The organism is Rhodococcus sp. EPR-157, assembly GCF_001647195.1.
Lineage (GTDB): Bacteria > Actinomycetota > Actinomycetes > Mycobacteriales > Mycobacteriaceae > Rhodococcoides.
Map to the genome: position 1 here is coordinate 1 of NZ_LVCV01000331.1, position 6,219 is coordinate 6,219.

Consider the following 6,219-nt stretch of genomic DNA (forward strand, 5'->3'; position numbering starts at 1 on the left):
GTCCTGTTGAAGCCGGGAAGCGACCGTACGTCGCAATTGGTGGTGCGCGGCCGTGCGGTCGCGCAGGTGTCTGCGACGAACTACATCGAGCATCGGCATACGCTGCGTGCCGTCGTCGCGGAGGAGTTGCACTCACTACGCGAGGACTACTCGGTCGTGATCTGCGAAGGGGCAGGGTCACCTGCAGAGATCAATTTGCGGTCGACCGATCTTGCCAACATGGGCCTGGCTACTGCCGCGTCGATACCGGTGTTGATAGTCGGAGACATCGATCGTGGGGGAGTGCTGGCGCATCTCTACGGGACGGTTGCCGTGCTGTCCCCGGAGGATCAGGCGTTGATCAAAGGGTTCGTGATCAACAAGTTTCGCGGCGATCTCTCGTTGTTGGCGCCCGGACTCGACCAGCTCGAAAGCCTCACCGGCAGGCCGACGTTCGGCGTCGTTCCGTACTCCGAGGATCTGTGGATGGATGCCGAGGACTCGTTGGGGACCGTCGCGGATGCGCCGGTCGGTCGACCTGCCCGCCCGTTCGGGTCGCAGTGGTTGCGGGTGGCTGCGATCCGCTTGCCGCGGATCTCGAACACCACCGACGTCGAGGCTCTGGCGTGTGAGCCGGGCGTGTCGGTGCACTGGGTCACCGAGCCGTCACGACTGACCGACGCCGACCTCGTGGTCGTGCCGGGGAGCAAGGCGACTCTGTCGGACCTGCACTGGCTTCGGCGCACCGGGCTTGCGGACGCGATCGTCGAGCGGGCCCGGCAGGGGCGTCCCACGCTCGGGATCTGCGGCGGCTATCAGATGTTCGGGCGCTCGATCTCCGACGGAATCGAGTCTGCCTCGGCCGAGGCAGAGGGCCTGGGACTTCTCGACCTTGTCGTCGAATTCGCGCCGGACAAGGTCCTCGACAGCGTGGTCGGCTCGTCCCCGAGGTTTGCCGATGCCGACGTAGCCGGGTACGAGATTCACCACGGTCGCGTGGTCCACAACGGCGACGATCCGCTGCTGCGTTACTCCGACGGTCGCGACGAAGGCAGTGTTTCCGGTTCTGTTCTCGGCACGCATTGGCACGGTCTTCTCGAATCGGACGGGTTCCGACGGCACGTGTTGCGTTGGGCCGCGGACCGTTCCGGGCGTCACGGATTCGCTGTCGCGCCCGGGGTGTCCGTGGCGGCGATGCGCGAGCAGCAACTCGATCTGCTGGCCGATCTCGTCGAGAACAACGTCGATGTCGACGCCGTACTCGACGTGATCGAGCACGGCGTTGGCTCGCATCGGGGTGTGCAGTAGCGTCGTATCCCATGGATTACAAGTTGCGAATCGGCGGACCGGATTCGCGGCATGCGGTGTTACTGCTGCCCGGCGTCGGCGACCCTCCGGACGTGTTCGACGCCGTGGTCGAGCGGCTGCACAACTCGGACCTGAAAACTGTTGCGGTGGAAGATGTCAGCGGCCTCGACCACGATGCGGTGCTCGAGATACTGAACGAAGTGGCGCTGCCGTGGGTGCACTTGGTCGGCAACCGGGAAGGTGCCGAGTTGGCATGGGGGTTGGCAGCACGGACCTTCGGTAAATTCGCGAGCCTCGTGGTGTGCGATCGGACGCATCCGGCCATTGCCGACGACACAGGTACGGTGCTGGCGGCCGACTGCCCGCCCGTCGAATTGCCGACGACGTTGCTGATCGGTAGTTCACTGCGTCGCGCCGGGGCCGACAGCAGCGGGAGGCTTGTCTACGGGGACTTCCGCGTCGTTCAACTCGATGGGGTCGACAACATTCCGTCGGATGCCCCCGCCGCGCTTGCAACCGAGATAGTGCTGCGCACCAGTCCCTGGTAGTCCCGGTAGGCAAGTGTCAGATATCGAGCCCGAGTAGCGCGTTTTCGACGACCTCGGGCAGCCCGGGATGGATCCAGTACTGGCCATGCGCCATCTCGCTGACCGTTGTACCGAAACTCATCGCCTGGATCAGCGGCTGGATCACGGTGGGCGCCTGGGCGCCGATCACATGCGCGCCCAGAATTCTGCCGGTCCCCTTCTCGGCGACGATCTTGCAGAAGCCTTCCTGGTCTTCCATAGCCCAGCCGTAGGCGACGTCACCGTAATTCTGAACCTTCACGGAGATATCGAATCCGGCTTCGCGCGCCTCGGCCTCGGTCAGCCCGACTGCGGCGATCTGAGGATGAGTGAACACCGCGGCGGGCACGAATCGATGGTCGAACGCGCGGAAGCTCGACGTGTCCTCCCACGCATGCTGCAGGAGGTTGTACGAGACGACCCGTGCTTCGTGGTTCGCGACGTGTTTGAGCTGGTACTCCGAGGACACGTCGCCGATCGCGAACACGCCGTCGGCAGTGGTACGACCGAACTCGTCGACGACGATTCGCCCCTCGTCGTCGAGTTCGATTCCGGCCGCGTCGGCGCCGATACGGTCACCGTTCGGCTCGCGGCCGATCGCGACGAGCAAGGCGTCACCGAGTACCGCGGTCCCGTCGGGTAGTTCGAGTCCGACGAGACCTCCCTTGGACACCGCCTCGGATTCGCCCGAGTTCAGATGAATTTCCCAGTTCTTCTGCGCTATCTCGGTGAATCGCGCCGACACATCGGTATCGAGCCCGCGCAGCAACGTGTCCTTGCGCGCCACGATCGACACTCTCGATCCGAGAGCACCGAATACGTGCGCGAATTCCGTTGCTATGTAGCCGGATCCGAGGATGACGAGATGCTCGGGTAGCTCGGAAAGGCGCATCACGTCGTCGTTGGTGTGGAACGGCACGCCCGATCGACGCACTTGCTCGGGAACCACGGGTCGCGAACCGGCGGCAACCACCACTTGGTCTGCTGTGATCACACGACCGGTGCCGGTGTCGATCGTCCGGGGTCCGGTGAACGTCGCGTGACCGGAGAACAGTGTCACGTTGGGACTGCCGCTCTCGCGGTAGCGCTTTCCGCCTGCTGCGATGGGATCGATGCGACCGAACACGCGATCGACGATGTCGGGCCACCGCACAGCGTCGAGCGTGGAGTCGACACCATAACGAGAAGAGTCGCGGATCGTCCGAGCCACTTCGGCGGCGTAGACGAACATCTTCGTCGGAATACAGCCGACATTGAGGCACGTGCCGCCGAACGGGGAATGCTCCTCGAGGAGCGCGATCTTCAGGTCGGCGAATCGGTCGTCGGCGATCGAGTTGCCCGAACCGGAGCCGATGATCGCGATATCGAAATGATCAGTGTCGAAATGGTCGGTGTCGTCATGGCTCATGAGATGGTTCCGATCTCGGAGTGGTCCTTGCCCGACTCATGGTCGATGTGCGCACTTCGGTACAGCCAATCGAGCCATTCGTCCACTTCCTCGAAGGCACGTGTCCGTACCTCTTCACGGGAGAGGAACACGTCGTGGCGAGCGCCTTCGATGGGGACGATCGTGGTGCGGTCACCCAGACATCCGGCCCATCGCGCGATCTGCCGTACGTCGAGCACTGCGTCGGCGACATCGATCTCGGAGCTGTACTTGCGCGAGAAATGTGTGACCTTCGAGCGCAGAATCAGCGACGGGATTCCGATGTCGAGACCGCGATGCAACTTCGCGTGGCCGTGCCTGATTGCGCGGATCCACCCGAATGTGATCGGGAAACCCGACAGTGGCTTCCAGTCGAGGTTGTACTCCCACTCACCATGGTGGTCCTTGGAGAGGGACAGCCCGTACGTGTCCAGTCCTTGGCCAGGAACGGCCGTCTTGGACTTGACCCTGCCGATCACATCGATCGCGGCCGTGCCTACGCTGCGCACGGCCGCGGGGCCCTGCAGGTCGAACCAGGGGCTGTTCAGAATCACACCGTCGATGCCGAGGCCGGCTGTCCCGCCTTCTCGACGATTGAGCCGGTCCAGCCACAGGGGCAGAATCAGTCCGCCGGTGGAGTGGGCCAGCAGTACGACGGAACCGTCCGTCGCCTCGCGAACCAATGCCAGCGCCCGGTTCAGTTCTTCGTCGTAGAACGCCAGATCGGTTACGAAGTGCGGAGTCTGACCCTCGCGCAGAGACCGGCCACACTTGCGCAGATCGAGTGCGTAGAAGGCAAAGCCGTCGGCCGCGAAGTGCTCGGCCAGGTGCTGTTGAAAGAAATAGTCGGTGAACCCGTGCACGTAGATCACCGCCCGGCCCGTCGATACGGACTCGACCGGTTGGTACCGGACGAGGGTGGCCTCGACCTGCCCTTCACCGTCCGGGTCTTCGCCCAGGTCGATAGTGGTCTGTTCGTAGCCGTCGCCGAGGACATCGGGCACCCAGGTAGTCACAGATCACAACTGTAGTGGGCACTGCCGGCGGCGCATCAGGAGCACAATCGAGGAAGCGCTTTTCGTGTGTGTCGGAACGGGTACATACGGGCGGGTAACGTAACCGCCACCTGAAGCAGATTTGCCAGAGAACTCACGGACAAGGAAGTCGATTCTCCAGTGTCGAATGAACAGCGGTCGAACGAAGAGCAGGTCAAGCAAGTGAAGACCGACGTGGTTCTCGTCGGCGCCGGGATCATGAGCGCCACCCTCGGCGCATTGCTGAAGCAGCTGGAGCCCGAATGGTCGATCGACGTGTACGAGCGACTCGATGCCGCGGCTGCCGAGAGCAGTGACGCATGGAACAACGCAGGTACCGGACACTCCGCGCTGTGTGAGTTGAACTACACCCCGCAGAACAAAGACGGGTCCGTCGACATTGCCAAGGCGCTCAACGTCAACGAGCAGTTTCAGGTCTCACGTCAGTTCTGGGCGCACAGCGTCGAGTCGGGAGTGCTCAGCGACCCCAAGAACTTCATCAACCCAATTCCACACGTCAGCTTCGTGCACGGCGAGTCCAATGCGAAGTACCTGCGCGCCCGCTACGACGCACTTGCCTCCAACCCGTTGTTCGAAGGCATGGAGTACATCGACAGTCCGGACGAGTTCACCAGGCGGCTCCCATTGATGGGCGCGGGGCGAGACTTCTCGGACCCGATCGCGCTCAACTGGAGTGATGCGGGAACCGACGTCGACTTCGGTGCCCTCACCCGTCAGCTGCTGAACTACATCTCCGGCTCCGGTAGCACGGTCCACTTCGGCAGCGACGTCAGGAACATCACCAAGCAGTCCGACGGCACGTGGAACCTCAAGATCGCCAACCTGCGGACCGGCACGAAGAAGACCGTCAACGCCAAGTTCGTTTTCGTCGGCGCAGGCGGCGGTGCGCTTCACCTGCTGCAGAAGTCCGGAATCAAAGAGATCAAGGGCTTCGGCGGCTTCCCGGTCAGCGGCGAATGGCTGCGGTGCACCAATCCCGATCTCATCTCGCAGCATTCGGCCAAGGTGTACGGCAAAGCGTCCGTCGGCGCCCCTCCGATGTCCGTTCCCCATCTCGACACCCGCGTCATCGGAGGCAAGGCCGGCTTGCTCTTCGGGCCGTACGCCGGATGGTCACCCAAGTTCCTCAAGCAGGGCAAGCTCACCGATCTACCCAGCTCGGTCAAGCCCGGAAACTTGATGTCGATGCTCGGCGTCGGTGTCACCGAGTTGGGATTGGTCAAGTACCTCGTCAGTGAGCTCGCGCAGTCCGAGTCCGACCGTGTCGAGACACTTCGCGAGTTTGCGCCGAACGTGGTGGGCAAAGACTGGGAGCTCGTCACCGCCGGACAGCGCGTGCAGGTGATCCGGAAGAAGGGCCGTGGTGGCGTCTTGGAATTCGGGACGGCAGTCGTCAACGCGGCAGACGGCACCATCGCGGGTCTGCTCGGCGCGTCGCCCGGAGCCTCGACGGCCGTGCCGGCAATGCTCGACGTTCTGCAGCGTTGCTTCGGTGACAAGTACGCAGGATGGCAGCCCAAACTCGAGCAGATGGTTCCGTCGCTCGGCCGAAAGCTGGCCGAGGATCGGTCGCTGTTCCGCGAAATCTTCGACTGGACCTCGCAGAGACTGGAGCTCGAACAGACCTCCCGATTCGCACAGCCCAGCGGCGTGTGATAGCAACAGCTGATGACTACGCAAGCTGCCGCCCTCAAGCGATCCTGGGCCTTGGACCTGTCCAACAACACCTTGTACGACCTGTTGAAGCTGCGTGTCGAGGTCTTCGTCGTCGAGCAGGCGTGCGCCTACCCTGAGCTCGACGGCCGCGATCTACTGACCGAAACACGGCACTTCTGGCTCGAACGCGACGGTGAGGTCGTATGCACCTTGCGTCTGTTGGAAGAGC

The 6,219-nt window shown here is 63.1% G+C and carries 6 protein-coding genes; 4 read left to right on the forward strand and 2 right to left on the reverse strand.

The window, feature by feature from the left end:
• Together A2J03_RS15300 and A2J03_RS15305 are read left to right on the forward strand one after the other, a co-directional pair.
• Nucleotides 1-1,287, forward strand: a 1,287-nt coding sequence (locus tag A2J03_RS15300; protein WP_068375541.1) for a cobyric acid synthase, incomplete at its 5' end; no start/stop codon positions are given.
• Between the two features lie 11 nt (nucleotides 1,288-1,298).
• Nucleotides 1,299-1,835, forward strand: a complete 537-nt coding sequence (locus A2J03_RS15305) for a hypothetical protein (protein WP_068375544.1) — start codon at nucleotides 1,299-1,301, stop codon at nucleotides 1,833-1,835.
• A 16-nt stretch (nucleotides 1,836-1,851) separates the two neighbouring features.
• Here the strand turns inward: A2J03_RS15305 and mtr are convergent, their stop codons facing one another.
• On the reverse strand, nucleotides 1,852-3,261 hold the full coding sequence (mtr, locus tag A2J03_RS15310) for a mycothione reductase (RefSeq protein WP_068375546.1): 1,410 nt from the start codon (nucleotides 3,259-3,261) through the stop codon (nucleotides 1,852-1,854).
• Nucleotides 3,258-4,295, reverse strand: coding sequence for an alpha/beta hydrolase (locus A2J03_RS15315; protein ID WP_068375549.1), 1,038 nt, complete (start codon nucleotides 4,293-4,295; stop codon nucleotides 3,258-3,260). Before A2J03_RS15315 ends, mtr begins: the two co-directional genes overlap by 4 nt.
• Nucleotides 4,296-4,454: 159 nt before the next feature.
• Between A2J03_RS15315 and mqo the strand changes: the two genes are divergently transcribed.
• Complete coding sequence (mqo, locus tag A2J03_RS15320) at nucleotides 4,455-5,990, forward strand: malate dehydrogenase (quinone) (RefSeq protein ID WP_082897857.1); 1,536 nt, start codon at nucleotides 4,455-4,457, stop codon at nucleotides 5,988-5,990.
• A gap of 12 nt (nucleotides 5,991-6,002) precedes the next feature.
• The coding region (locus tag A2J03_RS15325) for a GNAT family N-acetyltransferase (protein ID WP_442971360.1) at nucleotides 6,003-6,219 on the forward strand (217 nt) is incomplete at its 3' end.

Excerpts from the sequence above, each read along its gene's own strand:
- A2J03_RS15305 (WP_068375544.1), top strand. The coding sequence starts at position 1,299 with ATGGATTACAAGTTGCGAATCGGCGGACCGGATTCGCGGCATGCGGTG.
- mtr (WP_068375546.1), bottom strand. The coding sequence starts at position 3,261 with ATGAGCCATGACGACACCGACCATTTCGACACTGATCATTTCGATATC.